Source organism: Ancylobacter tetraedralis (assembly GCF_014195655.1).
In the GTDB taxonomy this organism is placed as follows: Bacteria; Pseudomonadota; Alphaproteobacteria; order Rhizobiales; family Xanthobacteraceae; genus Ancylobacter; species Ancylobacter tetraedralis.
In genome coordinates, this window is record NZ_JACICD010000009.1 from 59,645 (window position 1) to 85,020 (window position 25,376).

Sequence of the window (25,376 nt, forward strand, 5' to 3'; positions counted from 1 at the left end):
GGGCGTGCGGCCGCTTTGGCGGCCCGCGCGCCCGCTCTCGCCACGACCCGGATCCTGCAATGGCCCTGAACGACATTTTAGCGGTTCCCGCGGTCTTCCCGGCCTTGCGGGTCGGCAGCAAGAAGCAGGCGCTGCAGGAACTGGCCGCCCGTGCCGCCGAGCTGCTGCACCGGGACGAGCGGGAAATCTTCGAAACGCTGAACCAGCGCGAGCGGCTCGGCTCCACCGGCGTGGGCAACGGCATCGCCATTCCCCACGGCAAGCTCGCCAAGATGGACCGTCTGTTCGGCCTGTTCGCGCGGCTGGAGAAGCCGATCGATTTCGAGGCGCTGGACGGCGAGCCGGTCGATCTCGTCTTCCTGCTGCTCGCGCCCGAGGCGGCGGGGGCGGACCACCTCAAGGCGCTGGCGCGGGTGGCGCGGCTGCTGCGCGACCCGGAAGTCGCAAGGAAGCTGCGGGCCTCCCGCGACGCCGCCACGATCCATGCGATTCTCACCGGCGCGCCGGCTTCGGACGCGGCCTGAGCGGCGCGGGGGCAGCGCGCGGAAAGCGGCGAATCGGGCGATGCGTCGGCGCTGGCCAGCACGGGTGGCTACCATGCGGCGTCGCGTGCCCTATCTCCTTGCCCATGTGTCGTCTCATGCGGAATGGACGACGCCCTCTTGGGGCGCTTTCAGGCGAGCCGGATACCGGTTCGCCTGAAAACACAGGTGGAGTTTGAAATCCGGAGCATTTGCCGTGAGCCGGGCTTTACCGAAAATGCTCTGGACGAGGAGATTTCCCCATGGCTGAGACCCCCCTTTCCGGCAATCCGGCGCTCTCGCCGGAACTGTGCCGCGCCGCACGGGCGCTGCTCGGCTGGGCCGGCGATGAACTCGCCGAGCGCGCCCGCGTTGGCGTGGAATGGCTCCGCGGCTTCGAGGAGGGCCGCGAGCCGAGCGATGGCGCAAGGGAGGGCACAGTCGAGGGTGAGAGCGAGCGCGAGCGCCTGCGGCGGACGCTCGAGGCTGCCGGCATCGATTTCCTCGCGCCGGGCGAGCCGAGCAGCGGCGGTGGGCCCGGCCTGCGCATCAAGCAGGCGGGCGGCTATATCCCCGCCGAGCGGCTGAGTTCCGCCAACGACGTGTGAAAGAAGCGAATGGCGCCCTTCCCGCGGGGCGGCCGCCATTCCGGGGTTTCGACGTCCGCACGCGCCGCAGCTCGCCCCTCTCCGGTTTGGGGAGCGGGGCGGCCGAGGGTGGCCTTGTCGTGAGGGCTACGGTGTGATGGCGACCTTGAGCACGCCGTCACGCTGGTGCGCGAACAGGTCATAGGCCGCTTCGATGTCGTCCAGCTTGAAGCGGTGCGTCACCAGCGGCTTGAGGTCGACGCGGCCGGAGGCGATGACGTCGATCAGCCGGCGCATGCGCTCCTTGCCGCCCGGACAGAGCGTGGTGACGATCTTGTTATCGCCAAGCCCGGCCGAGAAGGCGCCGAGCGGAATCCGAAGGTCGGTGGAATAGACGCCGAGCGAGGACAGAGTGCCGCCCGGGCGCAGCACCTTGAGCGCTGATTCGAAGGTATTCTGCGTGCCGAGCGCCTCGATGGCGACATCGACGCCGCGCCCGTCGGTCAGCGCCAGGATCTGCTCGACCACGTCGCCCTGTTTGAAATCGACCACATGACTGGCGCCGAGCTGGGCGGCGATGGCGAGGCGCTCGGGCACCGTGTCGACGCCGATGATGCGCGTCGCCCCCTTCAGCTTCGCGCCGGCCACCGCGCACAGGCCGATCGGGCCGAGCGCGAACACCGCCACCGTGTCGCCGATCTGCACCGCGCCGCTCTCCGCGCCGGAAAAGCCGGTGGACATGATGTCCGGGCACATCAGCACTTCTTCGTCGCTCAGTTCGTCCGGCACCGGGGCGAGATTGGCGAGCGCATCGGGCACCAGCACATATTCGGCCTGCGCGCCGTCGATGGTGTTGCCGAACTTCCAGCCGCCCATCGCCTTGAAGCCGTGCTTGGTGCCCGGCCCGTCCTGCGAGCCGCAGCCGCACAGGCAGGCATAGGAATGCCCGCTCGGCGTGATGGCACCGGCGATGACGCGCTGGCCCTCGCGATATCCCGTGACCTGCGAGCCGAGCTTGGCGATCACGCCGACCGGCTCGTGGCCGATGGTGAGGCCCCGGGCGACGGGGTACTCGCCCTTGAGGATGTGCACATCGGTGCCGCAGATCGTGGTGGTGGTGATCTTCACCAGTGCGTCGAGCGGCCCCACATCGGGGATCGGCTTCTCGTCGAGAACGATGCGTCCGTTCTCGACGAAGATGGCGGCTTTCATCTTGGGCATGACAGGCTCCGGGTTGACGAGCCGTCAGAATAGGCTGCGCGGGAGAAACCGCCATGATGCGGGTCAATCGCCGGCTCAGCGTGTGCCTCTGGCTGGTTTCAGGCGGCCGGGCCCATGCCGCGTTCCGCCATGAGCCGCACCACGGCGGCGCGCAGTTCGGCGATGCCGCTGCCCTCGCGGCTGGAGGTGGGGAAGACGGTGGGGAAGGCGGCCGGGCGGCGGGCGAGGCCGGCCTGCGTCTCCGCGATGCGCTGTTCCAGCTCCCCGCCTCTCAGCTGGTCGGCCTTGGTCAGCACGATGGCATAGGAAACGGCAGCCTTGTCCAGCCCGTCCAGGATCTCGATGTCCACCGGCTTGAGGCCGTGGCGGGCATCGATCAGCACGAAGACGCGGGCGAGATTGGCGCGACCGCGCAGATAGGCGCGGACGGTGGCGGTCCAGGCGTCGACCTTTTCCTTGGGCGCCTTGGCAAAGCCGTAGCCCGGCATGTCGACCAGGGTCAGGTCCGGGCCGACACCGAAGAAGATCAGTTCCTGCGTGCGCCCCGGCGTCACCGAGGTGCGCGCCAGCGCCTTGCGGCCGGTGAGCGCGTTGACGAGGCTGGACTTGCCCACATTGGAGCGGCCGGCCAGCGCGATCTCGATGCCCCGCATGGCGGGAAGGGTCGGGATGGTGGGCGCGGCGGAAATGAACTGCCATTCGCCCGCGAACAGCTTGCGGCCGGCCTCGATCAGCGCCGCGTCCTCCGGCGGGACCGAGGTTGAATCCTGGGCCGGAGCCTGACGCGGGGCATCGGCCGGGATCGAGTCATCGGCCGCGGCGTGGGCGGGAAGGTCTTTGTCGGAAGTGCTCATGCAGCGCTTATCGACCGGCCGGCGGCGTTCCGCAAGTCGGACAGCGCCGGACAGCGCCGGCAAGGCGGAGGGCGGGCGGAGGCCCGGCCTCAAAGACGAGCGGCGCGAACCGCCCCAAGGCCGTTCGCGCCGCCTGATGAAGGATCCGTCCGGTCACGCCGGACGGACGGTGGGGGCGGCCTCAGCCGGCCTTGGGCTTCTTCTTGCGGATGAACGTGTCGCGAAGATTGTCCCAGAGTTCGACCTTCACGCCGTTGCGACGCATGATGATCGACTGCTGGATCACCGAGAGGGTGTTGTTCCACGCCCAGTAGATGACGAGGCCCGAAGCGAAGGACGACAGCATGAAGGTGAAGATCAGCGGCATCCAGTCGAAAATCATCTTCTGCGTCGGGTCCGGCGGGGCCGGGTTCAGCTTCATCTGCGCCCACATGGTGCAGCCCATGATGATCGGCCACACGCCGAGCATCAGGAAGTGGCCGATCACCGGCACCTGGCCGGGATCCCACGGAATGATGCCGAACAGGTTGAAGATGGTGGTCGGGTCCGGTGCTGAAAGGTCGCGGATCCAGCCGAAGAACGGCGCGTGCCGCATTTCGATGGTGACGAACAGCACCTTGTAGAGCGCGAAGAAGACCGGGATCTGGATCAGGATGGGAAGACAACCGGCGATCGGGTTGATCTTCTCCTTCTTGTAGATCTCCATCATCTCCTGCTGGAGCTTCACGCGATCGTCGCCGAAGCGTTCCTTGAGCGCGGCGATTTCCGGCTGGACCGCCTTCATCTTCGCCATCGAGGCATAGCTCTTGTTGGCGAGCGGGAAGAAGATGCCCTTGAGCAGCACGGTGACGATCAGGATGGCGACGCCGAAATTGCCGACCCAGTGGTAGATCCAGTCGATCACCAGGAACAGCGGCTTGGTGATGAAATAGAACCAGCCCCAGTCGATCAGCAGGTCGAAGCGGTCGATATTGTAGCTGGCCTGGTAGCCGTCGACGAGCTGTACCACCTTGGCGCCGGCAAACAGGCGACCTTCGGTCGTCGCCTTGGCACCGGCGTCGACGGTGACGGCATCGCCGAGGAAATCGGTCTGGTAGGTGATGTCGTTGCCGGTCTGGGCGGCGGAGAAGCGCGCCTGAACCTTCTCCTTCGAGTCGGGGATGACGGTCGCCGCCCAGTACTTGTCGGTGATACCGAGCCAGCCGCCGACCGACGGGAAGGTGACGCTCTTCTTCTCCGCGATGTCCTTGTACTTGATCTCGTGCAGCCCGCCTTCCGAGGTCACGCCGATCAGGCCCTCGTGCAGGATGTAGTAGCCGAGCGTGTGCGGCGTGCCGTGGCGCGAGACCAGCGCATAGGGGTGCAGCGCCACCGGCGCGCCAGTCGTGTTCTCCACCTCGTCGGCGACGTGGAACATGTAGTTCTCGTCGATCGTCAGGGTGCGGCGGAAGAGAAGGCCCGCGCCGTTGTCCCAGGTCAGCACCAGCGGCGCCTGCGGCGTCAGCCGGGCGCCCTCCGGGGCGGTCCACAGGGTGTCGCCGTCCGGCACCTTCACGCTGGCACCCGCGCCGGGAACCCAGCCGAATTCGGCGTAGAACGGGTTGGGCGCGCCCGAGGGCGAGAGCAGCACGATGATCGGGCTGTCAGGCTGCACGGTCTCGCGATAGTTCTTGAGCGAAAGGTCGTCGAGCCGTCCGCCCCTGAGCGCCACCGAGCCGATGACGCGCGGCGTATCGACGATGACGCGCGGCGAGCGGGCGAGGGCTTCCTCGCGGGTCGCCGGCTTGGCGGCGATGGCGCCCGGGGCCGGAGCGGTGGTGCCGGATGCGGGCTCGGCGCCCGGCTGCGGCGCGGTGGAACCCTGCCCGGACGGCTGCGTCGTCTGCTGCTGGCGCTGCTGTTCCATTTGCGGGATGCCGGAGAAGTACTGCCAGGCGATCAGCACGGCCATCGAAAGCACGATGGCGACGATCATGTTGCGGTTTTCGGACGTCATGGCAGCTTCTCTCCGTCGGCGCGGGCCACAGGCTGCGCCGCGCTGTCGCGTGCAGGCCTGGGCGGACGTCGGCTTCCCGAATGAAGGCGGGCGATACCCCGCTCGATGTCGTTGATGAGATCGGCAAAGGGGACGCCGAGCGCGGCGCGCCGGGCGACGATCACATAATCGAAGCCGGACTTGCCCGCGCGTGGCAGGGCATCCCGCACGGCGGCGCGCAGGCGTCGGCGGATGCGATTCCGCTCGACGGCATTGCCGTGCTTCTTGGTGACGGTAAGCCCGATGCGCGGGCAGTGCTCATCCGCGCGGGCGCGACCCTGCAGCAGCAGGGCGCCTGAATTGGCGCGCAGCCCGGAGGCTGCGGCCACAAAGTCCTTGCGCTTGACGATCCGGTCCATGGCGGGGCGCCGATCCTCAGGCAGCAGGGCGGCGCGCCCCAGCCATATGGGGCCGAAGAACGGAATCAGGCGGACAGGCGCTTGCGGCCATGGGCCCGACGGGCATTGAGGATCTTGCGGCCGTTACGGGTCGCCATGCGCGCACGGAAGCCGTGCCGCCGGGCGCGCACGAGCTTGCTCGGTTGATAAGTGCGCTTCACGGGTCTATCTCCGCTAGTTCGAAAACGCTGCCCCGATCGGAATGCTTCCCACATCCGGCGGATCGCGATGTAGATCGCGACGTCCAGCACACATGCGGGAGGCAACCCGACCGCGAGGGCAGCCGTGGTTGGAGCGGGCTTATAGGAGGCGCGCCGGGCGAAGTCAACGTGTGCGCGCCAACTTGTCCGGTCAATTGGATGGCAGGCCGGTTGGCGGCGGCCGGCCATCGCCGCGACATCCGCCGTGCGCGAGCCGCGCGATCACGCGGCTCCCCTCTGGCGTTTGGCCGCGCGCGCCATACATCACGTGAACGCGAGCGTGTCGGGATTGGGTGCGGGCGATCGTGCGGTTTCGTCGCGGGCCCGCCGCAATTCTCGGGTCGCGTAGGGGAAGCGCGGAAAGCGCGAGCAAGGGGCACGATGGACGAGCGGCTGGAAGGCACAGGCGACATGGCCGGGTTGCCGGGCGAGAGGCAAGCGCCCGCGTCGGCCGGCGATGGCGCGCGCGCCCTGCCGGCGGCGAGCGAGCGGGCCGCCCGCGATTCCGCCGGCGCGGCCGCCAGCGGGGCGCCGGCCGCGGCGCGCCATCTCGGCCTGTCCGGCAAGCTGCTGGTGTTCACGCTCGCCTTCGTCCTGTTGGCGGAAGTGCTCATCATCGTGCCGGCGGTCGCCGCCTTCCGCATCAACTGGCTGTCCGACCGGCTGTCCGGCGCGCGCACCGCCGCCCTCGTGCTCGACGCCGCGCCCGAGGGCATGATCTCGCCCGAACTGACGCGCGAACTGCTCGGCAGCGTGGGCGCCATCACGGTGGCGCTGAAGCGCGACAATACAAGGCGCCTTCTGGTCTCCACCGAGATGCCCCCGGAGGTCGACGCTCATACCGACCTGCGCGACATCGCTCCCTGGCAGGCGGTGTCGCAGGCCTTCGACACGCTCATCGCCCATGATGGGCGGATTCTCCGCGTGGTCGGCACCCCGCCGCGCGGCGGGGGCTTTGTCGAAATCGTGCTCAGGGAGACGCCCCTGCGCAAGGCGATGCTGCGCTTCACCGGCAATATCCTGCTGGTCTCGCTGGTGATTGCCGCGCTGACCGGGGCGCTGGTCTATCTCGGGCTGGCCTGGATGTTCGTGCGGCCGATGCGCCGCCTGACGCTGCGCATGGTGGCCTTCCGCGAGAACCCCGCCGGGCCGGCGGCGGCGGTGGAGCCGCAGACCCGCATGGACGAGATCGGCCTCGCCGAGCGCGAATTCGTCGCCATGCAGCGGCAGATCGGCGAGACGCTGCAGCAGAAGAATCACCTCGCCGCGCTCGGCCTCGCCGTGTCGAAGATCAACCACGACCTGCGCAACCTGCTCGCCTCGGTGCAGCTCATTTCCGACCGCCTCGCCGACATACGCGACCCCGCGGTGCAGCGCTTCGCCCCCAAGCTGGAGGCGGCGCTCGACCGTGCCATCGCCTATTGCGAGCAGACGCTGGCCTATGGCCGCGCGCAGGAGCCCCCGCCCGAGCAGCGCATGGTGGCGCTGGCCCCGCTGGTGAACGAGGTGCGCGATACGCTCGGCCTCGGCGAGGAGGGCGCCGCCATCGGCTGGGTGGCCTCCATCGAGCGCGGCATGATGGTCGATGCCGATCCCGACCAGCTGTTCCGGGTGCTGCTCAATCTCTGCCGCAACGCCATGGAGGCACTGTCCGCCCGCGCGCCCAACGACGCGGCCCGCGACCAGATCCGCATCACCGGCCGGCGCGAGGGCGCCATCGCCATCCTCGAGGTGGCCGATACCGGCCCCGGCGTGCCCGAGCGCTCCCGCGCGCACCTGTTCGAGCCGTTCCAGAGCTCGGCGCGGCGCGGGGGCACCGGGCTCGGCCTGCCCATCGCCGCCGAACTGGTGCAGGCCCATGGCGGCGATATCCGGCTGGTGCCCGGCACGATCGGCGCGACCTTCCAGCTGCGCCTGCCGGACCGGCCGGTGGACCTTGGCGCGCGCCGCGCCGCCCGCTCGCATGGGTGAGCCGCGCCGCGCCACTTTGTCGGGCTGCACCGTCTGGCCTCGCCTGCTCCTTGCAGCCGCGCTGGCGGTGCCTGCGCTCGCTCTGCCGGGGATGCCCGGCATGGCCCAGACGACCCGTCAACCCGCCGATCAATCCTCCATCGTAACGGTCGACGGCACCGGCATCCTGGTGAACGGCAAGCCCTTCGCGGTGCGCGGTGCGGCCGGCGAGGGCCCGCTGGACGAGCTTGCCGCGCTGGGGGCGACCACGGTGCGCCTTTATGGCGGCGATCCCGGCCCCATGCTCGACGCGGCGCAGAAGGCCGGGCTCAAGGTGATTGCCGGCCTGTGGGTCGGCCAGCCCCGCCAGGGCGCCAACTATGCCGACCCGGCCTTCGCGGCGCGCCAGCTCGCCGAGCTGCAATCCATCGTCGAAAAATACCGCCGCCATCCCGCGCTGCTGATGTGGGGCATCGGCAACGAGGTGGAGGTCGACCTTGCCGACGATTCGCCCGTTTGGCCGGTGCTCGAGCAGGCGGCGGCCATGGTGCGGCGGGTCGACCCGGATCACCCCACCCTCGCCGTGCTGGCCGAGACCGGCACCGACAAGGTGCGAAAGCTCATCGCCCGCGCGCCGAGCCTTGAGGCGCTGGGGCTCAATTCCTATGGCGATGCGCTCTATTCCGTCACGGACCGCGCCCGCGCGCAGGGCTGGCGGGGGCCGATTATCGTCACCGAGCTTGGCGCGCTCGGCCAGTGGCAGGCGGCGCATGCGCCGTGGGGAGCGCCCTTCGAGCCCAGCTCGACGCAGAAGGCGATCCAGCTGCGCCGCTATCTCGAGGCGCTGGGCGACACCGGGGCGATCGTGTTCCTGTGGGGGCAGAAGCAGGAAGTGACGCCGAGCTGGCACAGCCTGCTGCTGCCCGGCGGCGCGTGGACCGAGGGCGCGGAAGCGATGGCGGAGGCCTGGGGCGGACGCACGCCCGGCGGCAACCATGCCCCCCGCATCGTCTCCCTGCGCGTGGCTGACGATGCCAGCGCGCCCTTCGCCAGCTGGCCGGAGGGCGGGGAGGGGGCTTTCGCGCTGGAAGCGCTCGATCCCGACGGCGACCCGATCGAGGTGCGCTGGAGCGTGATGGCCGAGAGCGCCTCGCGCGGCATTGGCGGCGACGCGGAGGCGGTGCCGCCCGCCTTTCCCGCCGCGGTGCGCCTCGCCGGGCCGACCGGCGCGCGAATCGCGGGCCTGCCACCCGGCCACTATCGCGTCTTCGTCGAGATCCTGGACACCCGCGGCGCGGCGGCAACCGCCAACATGCCGTTCGAGGTGCGCTGACGCCGGCCGGCCGGTGATCGCGGGGGGGCGGCGGTCTTGCGGGCACGGTCGTTCACGCGCGAGGATGCCGCTGGAAACGTTGCGGCGGATGGGCTTTGGACCGTGCACACCCCGCCCGGAAGCATGGGGACAGGCACTCGAAAGCCGGTGTCGACCAGCCCCGCAAAGAGCGGGCGGCGGACGACGGTAACCGGGCCCATCGGCATCTTTGCCTGTGGATAGCGCAACAAGTCGTCGGGACGTCTTGCAATGTCCAATGAATCGGGGTAGCTCACGGGCCCTCGCCGCAGCGTTTCTGCAGCGAGACGCGCTTCCCCCTCCAACGGGAAGCCGGGCGCCCGTAGCTCAGCTGGATAGAGCACCAGACTACGAATCTGGGGGTCAGGAGTTCGAATCTCTTCGGGCGCGCCACTTCGGTACAAAACTGCGAACGCCGTTCGCCGCCGCTCCTACGGTTGATGCGGCAGCCAACGTGCGCAGAAGGTCCGATTTATTTCCCATGAGCCGAATCTCTGACTTGCTCACCACCTCGACGCGTTGAGCGAGCGCGCGAAGATGGTCGCGGTGATACTCGCCGGTCTCGGTACGCAGCTTTGCGCGGGCGACCTCGGAGAAGTGCTTCAGGCTCTCGACGGTAACTTTCGGGCCAGTCCTCTCCACAGCCGCTTGCGCGCGCTCGGCGTCGGCCTGGGCCTGGTCGCGAATCGCGGTCAGCTCGGCGATGCGGTCCTTCAATGAGAGATCGGCCATGTTGATGAGGCCGTTTTCGATCGCCTCATAAAGGCGCTTCAGCTTAGCCTCGGACTCCGTCGCCCGCTTGTTGAGCTCGGTGATGTGGTTGCGCCGCCGCTCGACCCATTCCTCGCGCCGATCAAGAAGCTGTTCCAGAAGGACGGAAAGGCGTTCGGGGTCGAGGATGCGCCGTTCCAGATGATCGATGACGGCGCGGTCAAGCCGGTCCATACGGACCGCAAGACCCTTGCAGCCGGTTTTGCCCATGCGCGCTGTCGTCGAACAGGCGTAGTAGCGATACATGCCGCCGGAACTGCCCTTGCCGGTCCGGAGCGTCATGGCGCCACCGCAGCTGGCGCAGAAGCAGATGCCAGTCAGAAGCGTCGGGCCGCTCACCTCGCGTGGCGGCGTCCATTGCGGGCTTCGCGCCCTGAGGTTCGCTTGCACGGCGCGGAACTCAGCCTCGGTGATGATCGAAGGGACCTGGGCAATCGCGTGCTCGGCTTCCGGTTTGGGGGCTCGGGTCTTGTGGTCCCGCGTGTTGAACCGATGCTCCCCGATATAGGTGGTTCGGGTCAGGATCTGATGGACGGAAGCGATCCCCCAGCGCCCGCCATCGCGGGTGCGGATGTTGCGCTCATTGAGGTAAGCGGTGATCGATTTGATCCCCATCGGGCTGCCGTTGCGCTGCGGATCACCCGTCAGGGCCAGCCTGTAGATTAGCCGGACCGTGTCGGCATGGATCGGATCGATCTCCAGCTTCTTCTTGACCTTGGAGCCGCGCTGGCCGGCAATCACGATGCGGTAGCCGATGGGAGGGCGTGAGCCGTTCCAATAGCCCTGACGGGCATTCTCCTTCATCGCCCGCAGGGTGTGCTTCGCATTTTCCTTCGACTGGTACTCGTCAAACAGCGTCATGATCTGGCGCATCATGACGCTCATGGGATCGTCGCCGAGGTCCTGGGTGATGGAGATCAGCCGCACGCCGTTCTTCGCGAGCTTGCGGACATAGAACTCGAACTGGAACTGATCGCGGAAGAAGCGCGAGAAGCTGTGAACGATGATGACGCCGAAGGGTGCCGGCTTGGTCAGGGCGGCGTCGATCATCGCCTGAAAGGCGGGGCGTCGGTCATCGGTGGCGGTATTGCCGGGTTCGACGAACTCCGCGACCCTTTCCCAGCCCTTCGCCTGGCAGTAATTCTCGATCTGCCGGCGTTGGTCGGGAATGGAGAGATCGCTATCAGCCTGTCGCCCGGTCGAAACCCGCAGATACAGTGCGGCCCGTTCCGCGACGCCGATGACGGCTCCTATATTCCGCTCTGCTGCTTGTCTCGCCACGTCCGGCGTCTCCTCTCACGGAAGAGGGCCGAACAGTTCGTCGAGCACCTCTGCGAAGTGGGCTTCGATGACCCGTAGCTCGGCTTCCGTTATCGGCGGCACCTCGGGCCAGTCATCGGTTACGTGGATTCTAGCACGGTCAGGTTCGATGGGGCGCGGATTATCAGAAGGCCCCGGCGTCTCTCTCGCGTAGGCGTAAAGGTCCGCCGGCAATGTGCCGGGGATCGCACGCACGCGGGAACATCGACCTCGGAGCATTCGGCATTTCGGCATCTTGCCAGTCTGAATGGCTGACGAGTCTCACGGAATAGCCGTTACGCACGCTGCGGCTTTCGATATTTGCAGAGCGAAATTTGCAGAGCGAATGAGCGTTGCAGTCCGCTCGGCTTGGCCCGCCATTCTCCGCCGTAGAGCATGTCGACTTGTCGTGGCTCAGTTCGATCGCGGCCAACGCGCAGTTCTGACCCAACGCGGCGGTTCGGACTTTCCTCTTTGGCGGGAGAAGTTTCGGCGTCTCCCGGTCGACCCGGGCAATGACGGCATGCAGTCGGGGGAAGCTTCCGACGTTGCCGAACGTAACATCTGCTCCGCCACCCGCCGCGCTAACATCATCTCGAAAGCGGGAGGGGTCCTTGGGCTAAGGCTCGAAGAACTTGCGCAAACGTTTGATGACCGCGCCGCGGATCCTGAAATCACCTAGCACATCGAGAAGCTTCCTCGGCGCCAAAGCGTCGCCGGTGAAGGCGAGTGTGAGGCGATCGCGGATCTCATCGGGCAAGATCGCCGCGATCTCGTCAGCCAGACCGTCCTCGCCGAAAATCGCGCCGAACAGCAGCGGGACGACGAGGGCGGAACGATCCGGTTCCATGTAGAGCGTGCGGGCGAGCGCTAGGACAGCGGCCTTGTCCCCCGTCGCGCCGACCGCCAGCGCCATGGACGTGACGACCGAGGCCGTGCGCCCGCCAAGGAGATGCGGTTCAAAGCGAGCGGCGCGGGCGGGTGACTGATCCCCTACGAGAAAAAGGGCCTCGGCGGCGGCCGCATGCAAACCGGGGCGCCCGATCTCGAGCGCGAGATCCGCCAGCCGATCACGGCCCGCGACATCGCCCTGCTTGGCGACCGCCAGCAGCAGGGCGTCGCGCAGGTCGGAATCGTTGGTCACGGCGGCCTGCGCCGTCAGAGTGTCGATCGCGTCGGCGAAGAGAGGGGCCTGTTCGCCCAGCAACTTAGCCGCGGCGGTGGCGATTGGGTAGCTCGCCTCCTCCCCGTAGTAGATTTCGGCGCGTGTCCAGTTGTCGGCGATCAGGCCGATAAGGGTCGGTTGATGGGCGGCGGCGGGCTTGGCTTCCAGGATCTCGACGAGGGCGCTGCGCACGCCGCTTCCCTTGTCGTAAGCCATCGCTAGGATAGGCATGGGAAGCGGTGCTTCGAGGCCGTTCGCGATCGCGCGCAGCGCATCGCATCGGACATCGGCGAACCGGTGTTTCAGCGCACCTTCGACGATGTCCGTCAGGCCCTGCGTGATCGCAATCGCTAGAGCGGTGGTGGCGCGCTGAATGTTCTCGCGTTCATCGCCCGCCGTTGCAAGCAGGCTTTCGACATAGGTTCGGATCGGGCGCCCCGCCGCCGCAAGGAGGCGAGCCCGCAACAGCTGTAGATCGGGGCTAGCAGTGGTGTCGAGTGCTTCCAGGTGATCAATCTCTGTCGACGACACGGTATACGCGGCGTCTTCGAGCACCGCCCGCGCCAATAGCGCATAGGGTCCGGTTTGATCCGGCGCGTCCGCCGCGAAGGCCGAAACCTCGGACTTCAGGTCGTAGCCGTTTGCCAGAGCGCGCAGGTCGGCCATCGCCCGCAGGACGCCCTGCAGATCCCCGGCCGTCGCCATCGCCTGAATCCAGGCCTGTCCTTTCGCCGGTTCGTGCACGATCATGGTCTTCAGGACAGCATGGCGCGTATCTTCGGCGAGGCTAGGCGTCCTCAGATAGTCGTCCAGTCGTGAGCCGAGATCGGTCGACCATTTGTCGCGCGCCATGTCCCAGAAACGCGCGTCGTGGCGATGCCCGCGCACGGCGTCGGCGAGGCCCACCATTTCCCCCGGCTGCGGGACGATACCGTTGCCGCCGAGCACCTGAATCCAGCTCCAGATTAGCTCCGTAAACCGGGGCCGCTCGACGATGGCGTTCCAACCCGACCGCCGACGTAACTCGGCAACGTAGAGGCAGATGAAGCTTTCGGCTGTGTGGCCGTCGTCATGGTGCATGTCGGCGAGGTGCTCGGCATAGCCCTCGCTGTGTTCGCCATTGCGGATTTCCAGCCAGACCGATCCGTCGTCGTCGTCGCGCAGGCGGATGATCACGTCGATCGCGGCATCGAGTACGGCCTCGAAGCCAGCGAAGTCGACGAGGGCGCCCGTGCCGACGACAGTGGCATTGTAGTCGTAACCGAGACCGACCATCCGCAACGCGGCGTCGCGGAAGGCATCGGTCTGGGTACCGGCCACGACCGCGATGCGGTCGGCGAAGTCGTTCGGGAAATGATCGCTCGTTCGCGCCAGCGTCTCGCGAACGACGCGCCCGGCGACGAGGCTAACATCAGGATCAATTGCCATGCGCGCCGCATCGGCTGCGCAGATAGGCGTTTCGCGCCAGTTCTGAAGCAAACCGAAAGTCTTTCCACGTGCGCCGAACCAGCGCGCGAACAGAGCAGTCGTTTCAGTGGACGAACCGATGTCCGCCGCTAGCTTGATGTCGGCTTCGAGCGTGTCAGAAGCTGTCAGCAGCCGCGCCCGAACATACGCATCGAGCGCCGCTTGGGCGCTCGAGCTGACCGTCACCCGGACGCGATCGTTCTTGGCGCCCTGGACAAGGCGCGCCGCCGCCTCGCGGCCCCAGTCGGCGGCAGCATCGCTATCGACTGCGATCAGCACATCGACCATGACGCCGAGAAGACGGGCTGCGCGGCCGCCGTGGGTCTTAATGATTCGCTCCAGCCCTGCCTCGACGCGCGGGTGGTAGTAGCTGAGCACTTCGTTCGGTTGACGTAGGTTGCGCCCTGCGGCCATGAAGCGGATCAACGGGACGATCTTGTCCTCGAGTTCCAGGTCGCTCGCGCCAATTGCGTCCGCTAGTCGTGGGACCGCTTCCCAAGAAAGGCGTGGCAGCGCCTTCAGAAGGCCCCAGACGGCGATCGCCGGAAGCGTGTCGTGGCGGTCTTCGACCTGATCGACGATCGTATTCTCGATCGCATCGATGTGCGCGCGACCAAGGCAGCGGTGAATAAAGGCCGGCACGGTCTCACCGGGCAGCCGGTCGTCCGCGAGCCCGTCGAAGAATTTCTGGATCTCGTACGGGCTTTCGAGCCGCTTGAGGACTAGGTCGCGGTGCGCATCGACCGGAGCCTTAATGTCCTCGGGCAGAAGCCGGACCTGGTTGTCGAACAGATGGAAGCGTTCGCGCTGTCCGTAGTGCCCGGTCTCCAGCGGGACAAACCATCGCCCTGAAAGCCGTTCACCGCTTTCCTTTAGGACATCGGACCGGGTGGTGACGATGAACTGTCGGTCCGCGTGCGCTTCGTTCAGCATGCGATCGAGGTCGCGGTTCCAGGCACCTTGCTCGGGGTGGTACCGGTACTTACCCCAGGGATCCTCGATCATGAAGACTACGCGGCCGGTCTCCTTCGATTTCCAGATCTGCTCGGGTCCGCCTGTCACGCGGATCACCTTGAACGCGCCATCCGGAGCGCTGCGTAGTTCGTCGAGCAGGACTTCGGCGGCCGTCGTCTTGCCGGTTCCCGAGCTGCCGCTGATGATCACGCCGTACTGCGTCGCCAGTTTTTGCTGCAGCTCGCCCCAGTTCGTCGGCTTGACGAACATTCCGACCTCGGGTGCCGTCGTCAGATAGCCGCCGAAGGCGGTGATGGTCTTCTCCAGCGCGTCCCGCTTCCAAACGCTGGGGCCGTTGCGCATGTGTTCGAGTGCGATGGTCCGCAGCTCCTTGATGCACTCGGGGATGTGGGGCAGCGGCACCTTGCATGTCGTCTGCAGAAGGTCGCGGATCTGACCGTCGAGCTTCGCCTCGTCGAGACCATCGAGAATGGCGACGCGCCCGTCCAAGCCGGGAAGCCGCGATCCGATATCAGACGGAAGCTTCGCTGGCCAGGTTCCGCCGACCGAACCCATCCGCAGATCACGGGCGACACCCTTGGTAGCGGCGCTGGTGACCAGCAGATACCTGAGCGTTGAGTCCTCAGTCAGAAGGGTGCTAGGCGATTTGCGCTTCTTGCCTTTGGTCAGAAGGGTTTCAAGGTCGGTGTCCGACCACGGTTCGCCATGGCGAAGCTTGGCTTGGACGATGAGCGGATAGCCCCCGATCGTGATGCGCGTCGCGGCCGAGACCTGCGTTTCGTCCTTCAGGTCGGCCGCGAGGTCCTCATAGTTGGCGGGTTCGAGCGTGATGGCATCGAGCCGCTTCCGCACGAGCATAAGGTCGAGCGCAAGGTAGATCGAGACATCGATCTGGTAGTGGTATCCTGCCAGCCCTGCCGGCGCGCTCGTCGTCTTGTCGTCCATCATCCGGCCTAGTTGTCCCTAACCGGGACAGGAATGGGGGCTTGCGATCAGCAGCAACGAGAGTGTCGCGCCTGCGCCGTGCCGGAGACTGTTCAGAAAACAAGCTCGTAGGACGATGTCTGAGCCACGGAGCGGGGCGTTTCACGTCTGTTGTTATGTTGCGACCCTTTCGGCCCGCGGGATTCGAGATCGAATTGTTCAGCATCTTCCCACGCCGTTTCAAGCGAGAAGTATGGCTTCGATATCAATATCGCCCTTCTGGGTCGGAAGCGGTCCATCAGTAGGCGGTGGTATTAAAATCCGGATGTCGCCGTGGCTCCAATGTCCGCATCTTGCGCGAGCGCAAGAGGTCCTGGACGAGTGGCTGAGTCAACAGCAACGCGAAAATTCGATTCGAGATCGCAAGTAAATTAAAAATTCTTCTTTTCCTCCGATTGTGGTGTTACCACCTCCATATACATCTTCTGTAAATGAGCCACCGACTCTTCTTCTGTAACCTCAAGTTCAAGTTTACTGCGGATATATTCATGACGACCGAGGCAGTCGTGCAGAAGCTCTCCCCACGTTTTGACCCAAACCTTTATGCGCCCTGACTTCGAGATATGTGCGCAGCCCGGCGGCCGATCCTGCGCGTTGCACAGTTCGCTCAGAGCGTGGTCCAACTGAACGCCGACAAGCCAAAAATCCCAAGAAACGCTGGTTTTGTCGAAGCGAGTGTCTTGACCGACGGCGTTTGCATACTCGAATAGCTGTGAAAATTCCTTGTGGCTTAAGACCTTGTTCGCTCGCTTGAGCTCGATCACCAAATGGTTATCGTCGGAACGGCCGCTCATCTTGACCAGTTTTGCGAGCATAATGTCGACGCGGCCGCTTTTGCCGCCGGATTTAAGGACAGGCTCGGTGACACGCGTATCGCGTTTCATCAACTTTAAGTGCTCGCGCAGCAGGTTCGTCAAGCCTACTTCCGAGCGACCCATTGCGTACTGCTCACCGAACAGCCAAGGATTGTCGGCGACAATCCGATGTATGTGCTCTCTCTCCTTGACGCTATCCCGAATATATGCTGAGCAAACAAGCTCGCGCAGTCCTTTAGCGGTCACTAGACGAAGTTCAATGTCCTTCACGGCATCGATAATATTAGTCAGCTTCGCTCTGTCGAGAAGCTCTGAAAACTCTTTCTGCTTGGCACTAGGTAGCATCAAAACTTCTGATAATATCCGTGACAATTCTGGAGATCCGGACTCGATCGCCTCTTTTAGAAGACGAAACGAGAGAGATTTCGTCGCCTTGTTCTGATGTTCGAAGCCATCAACATAGTCATGTACGGTTACAGCGCATATATCGAAAACTTGACGAGCCTTGTCCGACGCCTGAGATTCTGGCTTCTCTGCGAAAGGATAGACGCCTTCCTTCTTCCAGACTTCAATAAGCGCTTTCGCCTTTTCCCGTTCACGTTGCTTGAAGTATCGTGCAAGCTGATCGCGAGCAGAACTCAACAGTTGCCCAACGCCGTCCGCAAGGTCGATGTCGACGAGAGCGCCTTCGTCGAGCTGGGAAAAATACGCGGACTTTAGATAGGCACCGAAATCGAAACCGGGTGCACGCACCTCCGGCGCACGCTCCGACAGCGCGAACCCGTTTTCGTCGCATAGGTAAAGCGCTCGACCGCTGATAGACCGCCATTCTACGATCTCAAGGGACGCCGCAATTTCGTGGCCGTTGCGCAGCCGCAGGGGCGGCAGCGGGAACTCCTCTCGTCGCGCGACGATTTCTTTCGTGTCGATAGCTTTGCCGCCGATCGTAAGCTTGATGGCGCGATAATTCAGAAGGTAGGGAGCGAATATGCGCGAGATATGTGCACGAAAATCGTCAGTCTCGAGCGTGCCGTCGTTCGCCTCTGGGTTGGAGATCGTAACGATTGTACCGGTTGCTGCTAGCGCGGAGGGAGTTATGTCAGAAAGTGTGAACTTGCCAGGGGCCGAGACAGAACCCAGAATTTCGTAAGAGAGATAATTTTGCCCATCTTTGAAGGTCGTTTGCCACGTCACGATCCCGCCGAGCGCGAACGCGCGGAAGCGGCCTTCGCCAAGCTTTCCGTGCATGAGTCGCTTTTCGGGGGTTCGCTGGACCTTCGCCTTCCACGAGCCCCCTAGGGCAGCGAAGCGATGTTCCTCATCACGTGCACGCGGGATGCCAGTGCCATCATCTTTGATGACGATTTCACTTAGCCCACCAAGTGCGTTGCGGTGAAACTCTACGCCGACATTTTCCGCATCCGCGTCTAGCGCGTTCCAAACTATCTCTGAAACGGCACGAAGTGGCCGCGTCCGGCATAGGCGGTGCCAAAAATCGTTCCGAGGACTCACGTCGATGGTCGTGCTCATACTTGCCCCCCAAAAGGCGATTGATCGTACAAGCCTCGGTTGCTGTCTGCCATAGGCACCAATAGTCCCCATGCAGCGCGTCCCGCTATGTCCGGGGTCGTCTCAAATTGCGCGACTTTGGCACGTTGATCTTATCTGCACCGAATTCGGTGCCTTCACGCCGCCTCAGGGCAGCGAGGCCTAAAGCCCCAGCCCTCGATTACGGCCGAGGCTCCACTCGACCCCGCCATCGCGGGAGACTCCGGAGATGTGGCGGCCTATCTGCTTTTCTAGCACAGGCTGCCAGGGCACGAGCTGGAAGCCCAGACCATCGTCGATCATGGCGAAGCGCCCGCTGACCAGATTGACCGAGCCAGCGAGCCGGCCGGACACATATTCGCCCGGCTGGCTCGGGGTGTAGGCAAGGCCGCGCTCTGCCGCCATGGCACGGCCGACGCGGTCCACCTCGATGGCCTCAAGGCGGGCAAGGATGTCACGTGGCGCCCGGACGTTGCCGTTATCCAGTCGAACGGCATGACCCTGATCGACCAGGCTCTGGCGGCGGCGCTCCAGCGCTGCGCTGACCTCGCCGCCAAAGCCGGCGTCGGAAAGCTCGGTGCGCTGGCGCGAGGCCAGCTCCCGATCCAGCCAGGTGGCGCCATCACTGCCCACCTGCTGGTCAAGATCGACGGCAGAGAGCGTGCGCACCGCAAAGTCCTTCCTTGCGGTTCGTGCATCATGGGCGATGCCACGCTCGGGCAGGTCCTCCGGGATGTTCCAGTGATCGACGTCGATGCGCTCGACATGGCCGGCCCGGCGCAGGGCTTCCAGCCGGCGCACATGGGCGCGGATGAAGGCGTCGAGATCGCCGCGCTGCTGCTCGATCACTGGGCGCGCCAGTTCCAGGTGCTCGCTCGGCCGGTAGATGCCACTGTTCGCCTCAGCCATGGTGGCGATGTTGAGGTCCGCCGGGCGTGGGTCCGATTTTGTCGGCAGCGGGTCCAGCGCGACGATATGGCCGCGCTTGATGTCCTCCAGCCGGGAGGCGTCACTGGTCTCAACATGATGGGTGCGGCCGTCCACGCCATCGATGACCAGATAGAAACGCTCGCCCATCTCATCGCCCGCCAATCCCTTGTCGAGCACACGCCCGACGAGGGCATGTGAGATGCGGTTGCCATGGGTGACGTATTGCTCGGCGCCGCGCTCGTCGCCGAGCCCGTGATCGGTCAGCGCGCGGTGCATGGTGCGCAGGATGTCTTCGCGCTCGCCCATCGCCCGGAGCGTGCTCTCGGCCCGCTCGGCAATGCTCCAGCGTCCCGGTTCTATCTCCTTGGCGATGCCGAAGCTCTCCAGCCGCTTCACCCGGTCGATGAGAACATGCCGGTTGGTTCGCACCAGGTAGCTCTCGCCAGCGTCCGGCCGCAGATCGAGGACACCATGTTCGCGCTGCTCGGCGATCATCATCCGGTCCAGTCGGGTGAGACGGTCGGCGTCCACCTCATGGCGCAGCTTGTTCTGCAGCTCGACCTCGGTCTGCGGACCGAGCTCCCGCGTAATCAGCTCGCTCGCCCGATGGCGGATGCCATGGGCGATGTAGTCACCGGCGATGTTGAGGATACGGCCATCATCGAGCACGCCGCGTATGAGGATATGGCTGTGCGGGTGGCCGGTGTTGTGATGATCGACGGCGATCCAGTCGAGCTTCGTCCCGAGGTCACTCTCCACCTGCCTCATCAGGTCACGGGTGAAGCGCTTCAGGTCGCCGAGCTCTGCGGCATCCTCCGGCGCGACGATGAAGCGGAACTGGTGGCGATCCTCACGGCTGCGCTCCACAAAAGCCTTGGCGTCGACCTCGTCACCGAGCGCTGAGTAAGCGCGACCCTTCTCGCCGTCGCGGGTCACGCCGTCACGTTCGAGGTAGCGCAGATGCGCACCGACCGCGCCCACGGACACAGCGCCGCGCATCTTCGGGCTGCGCGCGCTCTTCCCCTTCCCGGCAAGCCTCACGACCCGCGCCTTGACCACAACGCGGCGAGAACGGAACCGGCCCGACGATCCGCTCTGCCACCCACCACTGTCACGCGGCAGCGACGCCATTACCTTGGCGCCACGACCCCGCGCATTGAACCGACCGCTGCCGACTCCCTCTCGGGAAAGACCACCACCCCACCGCGCGCCGCCACCCGCATGGCGCACGGCTATCAAAGCCTGCTGGACGAACGGCAACTCATGCGTCTTTAGGCGCGTCCCCCGGCTACGCGGCCGGCCCGGCTTGATGCGGAAATCATCGTCGTCGCGGCGTGTCATGACCGCAGGTTTGGCCGCCAAAGCGCACCCCGCAAGTCGAAAAACATCCGATCAAAGTATAGCGTGGAAACGTCGGATTTGGCGCACAGCCGGCGGAACGCACGTTGCGCGTGCGCGCAAAAAGTACAAACTTATCATGCTCTTGAATGGTCACCGCGAAAAACGTCACCTTCCAAAACGTCACTTAGTTCCGTTTTCCGGAACGGAAAACAACGTGCAGACAACATTTTACGGGCGTTGCCCGCGCGGATTGAAAATCCGCTTTATCTTGCCATCAATCCCTTCTAACCTGCCGCGATCGCACATAAACTAACAAAGAATGCCGAACATACTACGAAGGAGCAAGCGAGCAACGCTGGCTGCGGCCCTAGCCAACCTATGACGCGCTAACGCCGCCCCGGCTGCTACAGCCGGCCTGGTAGGGTGACTATCGATGATGCCGCGAGTTGGCGGTCAGAAGGCCGATTAGGCCGCAGTCGCGCTGCCGTCGAACCTGCACTGAAGATATCAATCAGCGTCCGCTGCCGTGCAGAAACGCTGCAACGAACCTGCCGTCGAGCTGCGTTGATCCCGCAGTTTATTCACACGTCTACTGCGGCTGATGCGGCGTCAGTCGGACGCTGACGGCTTGCGAAAGCGGACACCTATCCCACCGTCAAACTCGGAAATGAACTCGATGCCGGCGCGCTCCAGGGCGCTGCGGAGCTTGTCGTTCGTCCTTCGACGTCCGCCTAGCTTTCCGTCTTCAGCTTCCAATCGTGCCAGCGTCGGTTCGGACACATCTGCCGCCCTCGCCAAGTCGGCCTGCGACCAACCCAACAGCGCTCGGGCCGCCTTCACTTGTCGCGTCGTGATGAGCTCAGGTCCCGGTTCTTCATCCTGAGTTGACACGAGTCGGGCCCTATTTGATATTATTTCTATCGTTTCGACGGCCGGACTAAGTGCGGTAACACTCAGCCCGGCCTGACCATAACCCAAGCTGCTTGGAGCTCGGATCATGGCTGATTCTGAGATTAGCACGAGTCTGTCCCGGCCATCCCGGAGGGACATTCTCTCTGCCGCCCTGCTGACGGTCGGCGGCTCTTCCTTCAACAGTTCGGCTGCCGCCGCACCGCTGGATGACAGCGAAACGGATGCCACTGTGCTCGCGTGGAAAACGTGGCGCGCCGCGCATCGGCGTACGCTCGCCCTTTGCCGAAAGCAGCAGCGCCTGGAGTCCAAACTCGCGCGGACGATCGGCTTTCCGCAGGCGGTTCTTAATGCGGCCGAGTTGCCGTCCCCGATGCGGGTGAGCTCTCTGCGGCAGTTCGACGAGCTTGCGGCTGATGTGCCGTCGCTTCGCACTCGGCGCGCCGAAGTCGCGGAGGCGCTGCGCGCACATCAGCAGCGCTGGGACGACGCGGATCGCGCCATCGGCTACACCGCCACTAGGAACGCAGAGGCAGCTGCATCCGTCGATGAAGACCGACTGATCGCGACGCTCTTTGCGACGGATGCCACCTCTCTGTGCGGCCTTTCGGCGAAACTCGACGCTTTGATCGCCGTCGGGGCTGAGGGCGCGGAGGGGCGGCAATTCCCGTGGCCGGAGCTGCGGCGCATTCGTAGAGACGTTGCGCGCATAGTGCAGTTACCGCGTTATGATACCGCCGACTTCACTGCTTGAAGCCGTCCTCACGATGCTAAAGCAGGGATTGGAGACACGGAGGCTCCTAGGCCCAGTACGGGGCAGTGCAGTGTCCGGTCCGGTTGATGAAGGCGCGCACGCTATCGGTATAGGTTCACATCTAGAAATCATCATGTCGAGATCATCGGATGGACTGATCAGATCAAGATCAGTCACTCCAATGAAAAACTAAAAAATTACATGATAAATAATACGCCTGTTCTACTTTCCATCAATACCCAATATAGCCTTTTTGTCGCCGTGCAGACCTTTCAAAAGATGCGTTTTTGCATCCGGAGCGAAGCCCTGCCAAAGTTCAAAACCGGCGGTGCAGAGCAATAAGTGGTGCATTAACTCCTCGCCTTGTATAAAGGTCGAAAGAGCAAGATCGTGAGCTGATTTATAAAAGCTAATATTGTCAAGTGAAGAGTGCGCATTCCAGGCACCAGGGATCTGGCCGTGCACCACTGCCGACACTTGCGAATACCATTTCTCGATCTTTCCAATAAGGTCAAATGCCTCTTGACGTTTTGTAAAATTTGGCGTGTGGAGCTTATGATATTCTATAAGTTCGCTCTTGTTAACATAGTACTTATCTACTCGCACCAACGTAGCCAGTTCGCTTGGGTGGGTACGAAAATAAGTGTAATATAGGCACGTCTCGAAAAGAGCTCGGGAAGAGGCTGCTGATGCCTTATATATGCAGAGGCTTAGTATCGCAGCAGCCTGCTGTGCTGCTATCTGCGCTTCTCTTATAAAACATAGGGCCGGGTTTTCCTTGTCGCAGATCTCCAGTTGCTTCGACCAAACTGCAATCCGCATTAGAGCCGATTCAATGCGAGCTAAGTCGTCCGCGTTGACGAGCGCGGCATCGATGTTTTTGTGCCAGTCGACGCTTTTCAAAACGGACAAGAGAGACATTATTACTTGTCTCTCTCCGAGATGCCCTTTAGATATGGATCAGTGTTCCCGGAGGAGGCGATAATATCTTTAAACTTCTCCAACTGTCGCTGAGAGGAGGATAGTAAAAATTCTTGAAGTATTTGGCGCATTGTGGCTGCTTCTTGTGCGGTCGACCTCGCGTCTATGCTGGTAATAATGTTTTGAATTGCCGCCTTCGTAAGTCTCTTATCTTTTACAAGGCGCTCCAACGCACGCAAATCTGAGCTGGTTTCTCTAATCGGGTCTTGGAAATGGGATGCGGCCTCCTCGACCATATAGGCGAGTTCATCGCCCAAGCGCCCCCTCCTCAGCTCCTCTGCCAGCAAGCGCAGGTCAGAAGCGCTCAGCTCGGACTGCATCACGCTCGCAAAGAGTGATCTCAGCAGGGCTTTGTATCGGGTGCTTTGCATCATCATAAGGCAATCTTTGTTCGAAACTCGCGCGCGACGGCAGATAGATTCAAGAAGGCAGACGTGCTGTATGGCTTAGTGCTTTGCCACACAAACCCCGAGCCGCCCTCCGGTTCCCCAAACGCCTTATACCATTTGAGCGTACTGGCGAGGCAGTACGGCGCATATTTTCCGTCGGCGCGAATGGTCGCCTCCTCGGACGAGGTTCCGGTTCGCCCGGTTGAATTAAATAGGATTAGGGGCTCAGGAGCCTTCGTCCCCGCCTTTTTAGCCTTCATAAACTCCATCATCAGACCTATACCGCGTACCGCATATTTTTGCGGGACAACGGGGATCAGAGCAAAATCCGAATTGGTCAATGACGTTTTCGTAAAAAGAGATCCGGCGGGATGGCAGTCAATCATAATAAGATCATAGTGAAGTCGGCACTCACCTATGAATTTCTCAAACCTCTCTTCAATTGGCTTAGTATTGGTAGTTGCTTGACCTAGCGCAACGTACATCAAATTTAGTGTAGATGGCACAATATCTAATTTTGCACCGGTGTGGTGCGTAAATAAATTTGTGACAAGAGAAGATACGCTAGGCGGCGAATGATTTCCAGATACTTGTAATTGATAGGGGTTCAGTGCAGTGCCGCTATCAATTAGAATGGCTAGCGTTGTTTTATAATTTTTTTCTAGAGCAAAATATTCCTTGGGCGGTATGTAGGCTTGGGACAGATTGAACTGAGGGTCGTAATCGATCATCAGCACGCGTAAAGGTGGCCGACCTCCGATGTTGTACCGTGCTAACAGGCCTGCGAGATTTAGGGTAACCGTTGTTTTTCCGACTCCCCCTTTCATATTCATCACAGTAACAACCGCCGACAAAGTTTGCCCTCCCCGAGCGACCGCATCTTCGAGGGATGAGGTAGGTGCGAACAACAGATATCGCGCTCAACACCTAGCGGAGCCCCCCCCCCCAAAGGCCCCAAAAGTACCTCCCGTACTAAGGCCTATTTTTCCTAAGCGTGCAACTTCTGCGGCCGCCCTCTGCCGCATTGCCACCTGTGGGGGCTGAGGTCGTGGAAAGAGAACGATCACAGCAATTGACGTGGAGGCTCCGCGCAGGGGGGGGCTGCGCTAAGGACATTTTGAAATCGGCAGTATTTTCATATTGTTAGACGGTGCAGCAGAGCGCGAAAGGAATACGAGCTGGGCTCTCACTAGTACTGATCAGCCATACTGAAATTCGCATCCTAGAGAGCCGCGGCGAAGACGTAGTTCTCACTTTCATCAACGTCGGCGCGCCATTATTTTCAAGGACTTAGCTGGATTTCACCGTTTCAAAGACGTGAGCTGAAACGGTTTTTGAAACGGTTTTCGCGGTCCGATACGTTTCTCCCGCCATCTGTTCGCTACGGTGCGAAGCGTTCCCCCAGCCGATGCAGCTGCACAACGAGACCTAAATCGTGGGAACGTTGAAGTGCTGCCCGCGTCGTCGTCGCATTCGGCAGCCTGCACAGACGCACCTTTGCGGTGTCCGCGCCGTCGGCCAGGCTGGTCGGCGGCATCAGTCGAGAGCAAGGATCGGCATCGGACGACGTCTATAGCTCGCCCGCCGGCCGGGAGTGTGCCGTACTCCGTAATTTATTCGCTAAAACGATAGTCGGGCGGTGAGCACTTGCTCAGCCTCACACGGAAGATGGCCCAGGAGCAGGCAGCGACGCGCTGATGCTCGCAGCGCCGCCAGCCTCGCGGCGCGCCTTTGCGAACTCGCGATCGGTGGCGATGAAGCGCTCCAGCATGGGCACGATAAGCTTCACGGGATCCGGGACAGGCTCGCCGGTGTCTCGCGCGAGCACCTCGGCATAGGCGATAAGATCGTGGTGCAGCGCGCCGGGTAGCGAGAGCGCCACCTTCATCGGCTTGTCGTTCGCGATCGGCCCGAGCTTCAGCTCTGCCATG

19 protein-coding genes and 1 tRNA gene are annotated in these 25,376 nt (G+C 63.4%); 6 read left to right on the forward strand and 14 right to left on the reverse strand.

The features are described 5' to 3' along the window. Positions 1-59 precede the first annotated feature (59 nt). The gene (gene ptsN, locus FHS55_RS19370; protein ID WP_183191438.1) at positions 60-524 is read left to right on the forward strand and encodes a PTS IIA-like nitrogen regulatory protein PtsN; all 465 of its coding nucleotides are present in this window, start codon (positions 60-62) and stop codon (positions 522-524) included. Between the two features lie 260 nt (positions 525-784). Beyond that, entirely contained in the window at positions 785-1,129 is a 345-nt protein-coding gene (locus FHS55_RS19375; protein WP_183191439.1) for an XRE family transcriptional regulator, read from the forward strand. Between the two features lie 126 nt (positions 1,130-1,255). On the opposite strand, the gene FHS55_RS19380 is transcribed toward FHS55_RS19375, so the two are convergent. The 5 genes from FHS55_RS19380 to rpmH form a co-directional block, all read right to left on the reverse strand. After that, complete coding sequence (locus FHS55_RS19380; protein WP_183191440.1) at positions 1,256-2,329, reverse strand: NAD(P)-dependent alcohol dehydrogenase; 1,074 nt, start codon at positions 2,327-2,329, stop codon at positions 1,256-1,258. 98 nt (positions 2,330-2,427) lie between these two features. Then, a complete protein-coding gene (gene yihA, locus FHS55_RS19385) occupies positions 2,428-3,183 on the reverse strand; it encodes a ribosome biogenesis GTP-binding protein YihA/YsxC (protein ID WP_183191441.1) in 756 nt (251 codons plus the stop codon). Positions 3,184-3,364: 181 nt separating this feature from the next. Continuing rightward, positions 3,365-5,179, reverse strand: coding sequence for a membrane protein insertase YidC (yidC, locus tag FHS55_RS19390; RefSeq protein ID WP_183191442.1), 1,815 nt, complete (start codon positions 5,177-5,179; stop codon positions 3,365-3,367). Continuing rightward, on the reverse strand, positions 5,176-5,577 hold the full coding sequence (rnpA, locus tag FHS55_RS19395) for a ribonuclease P protein component (RefSeq protein WP_183191443.1): 402 nt from the start codon (positions 5,575-5,577) through the stop codon (positions 5,176-5,178). The genes yidC and rnpA overlap by 4 nt, the downstream gene beginning before the upstream one ends. Before the next feature lie 65 nt (positions 5,578-5,642). After that, positions 5,643-5,777, reverse strand: coding sequence for a 50S ribosomal protein L34 (gene rpmH, locus FHS55_RS19400; protein ID WP_183191444.1), 135 nt, complete (start codon positions 5,775-5,777; stop codon positions 5,643-5,645). Between the two features lie 420 nt (positions 5,778-6,197). On the opposite strand from rpmH, the gene FHS55_RS19405 reads away from it, so the two are divergent. The 3 genes from FHS55_RS19405 to FHS55_RS19415 all read left to right on the forward strand — a co-directional run bounded on the left by FHS55_RS19405 (position 6,198) and on the right by FHS55_RS19415 (position 9,510). Beyond that, positions 6,198-7,787 carry a sensor histidine kinase gene (locus tag FHS55_RS19405; protein ID WP_246340299.1) on the forward strand — a complete coding sequence of 530 codons (1,590 nt, stop codon included), beginning with the start codon at positions 6,198-6,200 and terminating at the stop codon, positions 7,785-7,787. Positions 7,788-7,887: 100 nt separating this feature from the next. After that, entirely contained in the window at positions 7,888-9,099 is a 1,212-nt protein-coding gene (locus FHS55_RS19410; protein ID WP_246340300.1) for a glycoside hydrolase family 2 protein, read from the forward strand. Positions 9,100-9,433: 334 nt separating this feature from the next. Further along, positions 9,434-9,510: transfer RNA gene (locus tag FHS55_RS19415), tRNA-Arg, on the forward strand. On the opposite strand, the gene FHS55_RS19420 is transcribed toward FHS55_RS19415, so the two are convergent. From FHS55_RS19420 to FHS55_RS23865, 5 genes are all read right to left on the reverse strand, one after another. Beyond that, positions 9,481-11,169, reverse strand: a complete 1,689-nt coding sequence (locus FHS55_RS19420; RefSeq protein WP_343056286.1) for a recombinase family protein — start codon at positions 11,167-11,169, stop codon at positions 9,481-9,483. The two genes, FHS55_RS19415 and FHS55_RS19420, sit on opposite strands and share 30 nt — an antisense overlap. Before the next feature lie 637 nt (positions 11,170-11,806). Continuing rightward, positions 11,807-15,742 (reverse strand): nSTAND3 domain-containing NTPase, encoded by a 3,936-nt coding sequence (locus FHS55_RS19425; protein ID WP_183191445.1) that lies wholly within the window; start codon positions 15,740-15,742, stop codon positions 11,807-11,809. Positions 15,743-16,149: 407 nt separating this feature from the next. After that, on the reverse strand, positions 16,150-18,123 hold the full coding sequence (locus FHS55_RS19430) for an ATP-binding protein (RefSeq protein WP_183191446.1): 1,974 nt from the start codon (positions 18,121-18,123) through the stop codon (positions 16,150-16,152). 180 nt (positions 18,124-18,303) lie between these two features. After that, entirely contained in the window at positions 18,304-20,412 is a 2,109-nt protein-coding gene (locus FHS55_RS19435) for a DUF3363 domain-containing protein (RefSeq protein WP_183191447.1), read from the reverse strand. Between the two features lie 609 nt (positions 20,413-21,021). Continuing rightward, a complete protein-coding gene (locus tag FHS55_RS23865) occupies positions 21,022-21,462 on the reverse strand; it encodes a helix-turn-helix domain-containing protein (protein WP_343056287.1) in 441 nt (146 codons plus the stop codon). Between FHS55_RS23865 and FHS55_RS19445 the strand changes: the two genes are divergently transcribed. Further along, positions 21,410-22,075: a hypothetical protein gene (locus tag FHS55_RS19445; RefSeq protein WP_183191449.1), complete on the forward strand. Its 666-nt coding sequence runs from the start codon at positions 21,410-21,412 to the stop codon at positions 22,073-22,075. The genes FHS55_RS23865 and FHS55_RS19445 overlap by 53 nt on opposite strands. 222 nt (positions 22,076-22,297) lie before the next feature. Here FHS55_RS19445 and FHS55_RS19450 read toward each other — a convergent pair whose 3' ends face one another. The 4 genes from FHS55_RS19450 to FHS55_RS19465 form a co-directional block, all read right to left on the reverse strand. After that, positions 22,298-22,996, reverse strand: coding sequence for a hypothetical protein (locus tag FHS55_RS19450; protein WP_183191450.1), 699 nt, complete (start codon positions 22,994-22,996; stop codon positions 22,298-22,300). Positions 22,997-22,998: 2 nt separating this feature from the next. Then, positions 22,999-23,433 carry a hypothetical protein gene (locus FHS55_RS19455; protein ID WP_183191451.1) on the reverse strand — a complete coding sequence of 145 codons (435 nt, stop codon included), beginning with the start codon at positions 23,431-23,433 and terminating at the stop codon, positions 22,999-23,001. After that, positions 23,430-24,299, reverse strand: coding sequence for a ParA family protein (locus FHS55_RS19460; RefSeq protein WP_183191452.1), 870 nt, complete (start codon positions 24,297-24,299; stop codon positions 23,430-23,432). Before FHS55_RS19460 ends, FHS55_RS19455 begins: the two co-directional genes overlap by 4 nt. Positions 24,300-25,102: 803 nt before the next feature. Next, complete coding sequence (locus FHS55_RS19465) at positions 25,103-25,375, reverse strand: DUF2274 domain-containing protein (protein WP_183191453.1); 273 nt, start codon at positions 25,373-25,375, stop codon at positions 25,103-25,105. Position 25,376: the final 1 nt, after the last annotated feature.

Excerpts from the sequence above, each read along its gene's own strand:
- FHS55_RS19375 (WP_183191439.1), top strand. The coding sequence starts at position 785 with ATGGCTGAGACCCCCCTTTCCGGCAATCCGGCGCTCTCGCCGGAACTG.
- FHS55_RS19405 (WP_246340299.1), top strand. The coding sequence starts at position 6,198 with ATGGACGAGCGGCTGGAAGGCACAGGCGACATGGCCGGGTTGCCGGGC.
- FHS55_RS19455 (WP_183191451.1), bottom strand. The coding sequence starts at position 23,433 with ATGATGATGCAAAGCACCCGATACAAAGCCCTGCTGAGATCACTCTTT.
- FHS55_RS23865 (WP_343056287.1), bottom strand. The coding sequence starts at position 21,462 with ATGTCCCTCCGGGATGGCCGGGACAGACTCGTGCTAATCTCAGAATCA.
- FHS55_RS19445 (WP_183191449.1), top strand. The coding sequence starts at position 21,410 with ATGGCTGATTCTGAGATTAGCACGAGTCTGTCCCGGCCATCCCGGAGG.
- rnpA (WP_183191443.1), bottom strand. The coding sequence starts at position 5,577 with ATGGACCGGATCGTCAAGCGCAAGGACTTTGTGGCCGCAGCCTCCGGG.
- FHS55_RS19380 (WP_183191440.1), bottom strand. The coding sequence starts at position 2,329 with ATGCCCAAGATGAAAGCCGCCATCTTCGTCGAGAACGGACGCATCGTT.
- FHS55_RS19450 (WP_183191450.1), bottom strand. The coding sequence starts at position 22,996 with ATGTCTCTCTTGTCCGTTTTGAAAAGCGTCGACTGGCACAAAAACATC.
- ptsN (WP_183191438.1), top strand. The coding sequence starts at position 60 with ATGGCCCTGAACGACATTTTAGCGGTTCCCGCGGTCTTCCCGGCCTTG.
- FHS55_RS19410 (WP_246340300.1), top strand. The coding sequence starts at position 7,888 with ATGGCCCAGACGACCCGTCAACCCGCCGATCAATCCTCCATCGTAACG.
- FHS55_RS19465 (WP_183191453.1), bottom strand. The coding sequence starts at position 25,375 with ATGGCAGAGCTGAAGCTCGGGCCGATCGCGAACGACAAGCCGATGAAG.
- FHS55_RS19435 (WP_183191447.1), bottom strand. The coding sequence starts at position 20,412 with ATGACACGCCGCGACGACGATGATTTCCGCATCAAGCCGGGCCGGCCG.
- FHS55_RS19430 (WP_183191446.1), bottom strand. The coding sequence starts at position 18,123 with ATGAGCACGACCATCGACGTGAGTCCTCGGAACGATTTTTGGCACCGC.
- yidC (WP_183191442.1), bottom strand. The coding sequence starts at position 5,179 with ATGACGTCCGAAAACCGCAACATGATCGTCGCCATCGTGCTTTCGATG.
- yihA (WP_183191441.1), bottom strand. The coding sequence starts at position 3,183 with ATGAGCACTTCCGACAAAGACCTTCCCGCCCACGCCGCGGCCGATGAC.
- FHS55_RS19425 (WP_183191445.1), bottom strand. The coding sequence starts at position 15,742 with ATGATGGACGACAAGACGACGAGCGCGCCGGCAGGGCTGGCAGGATAC.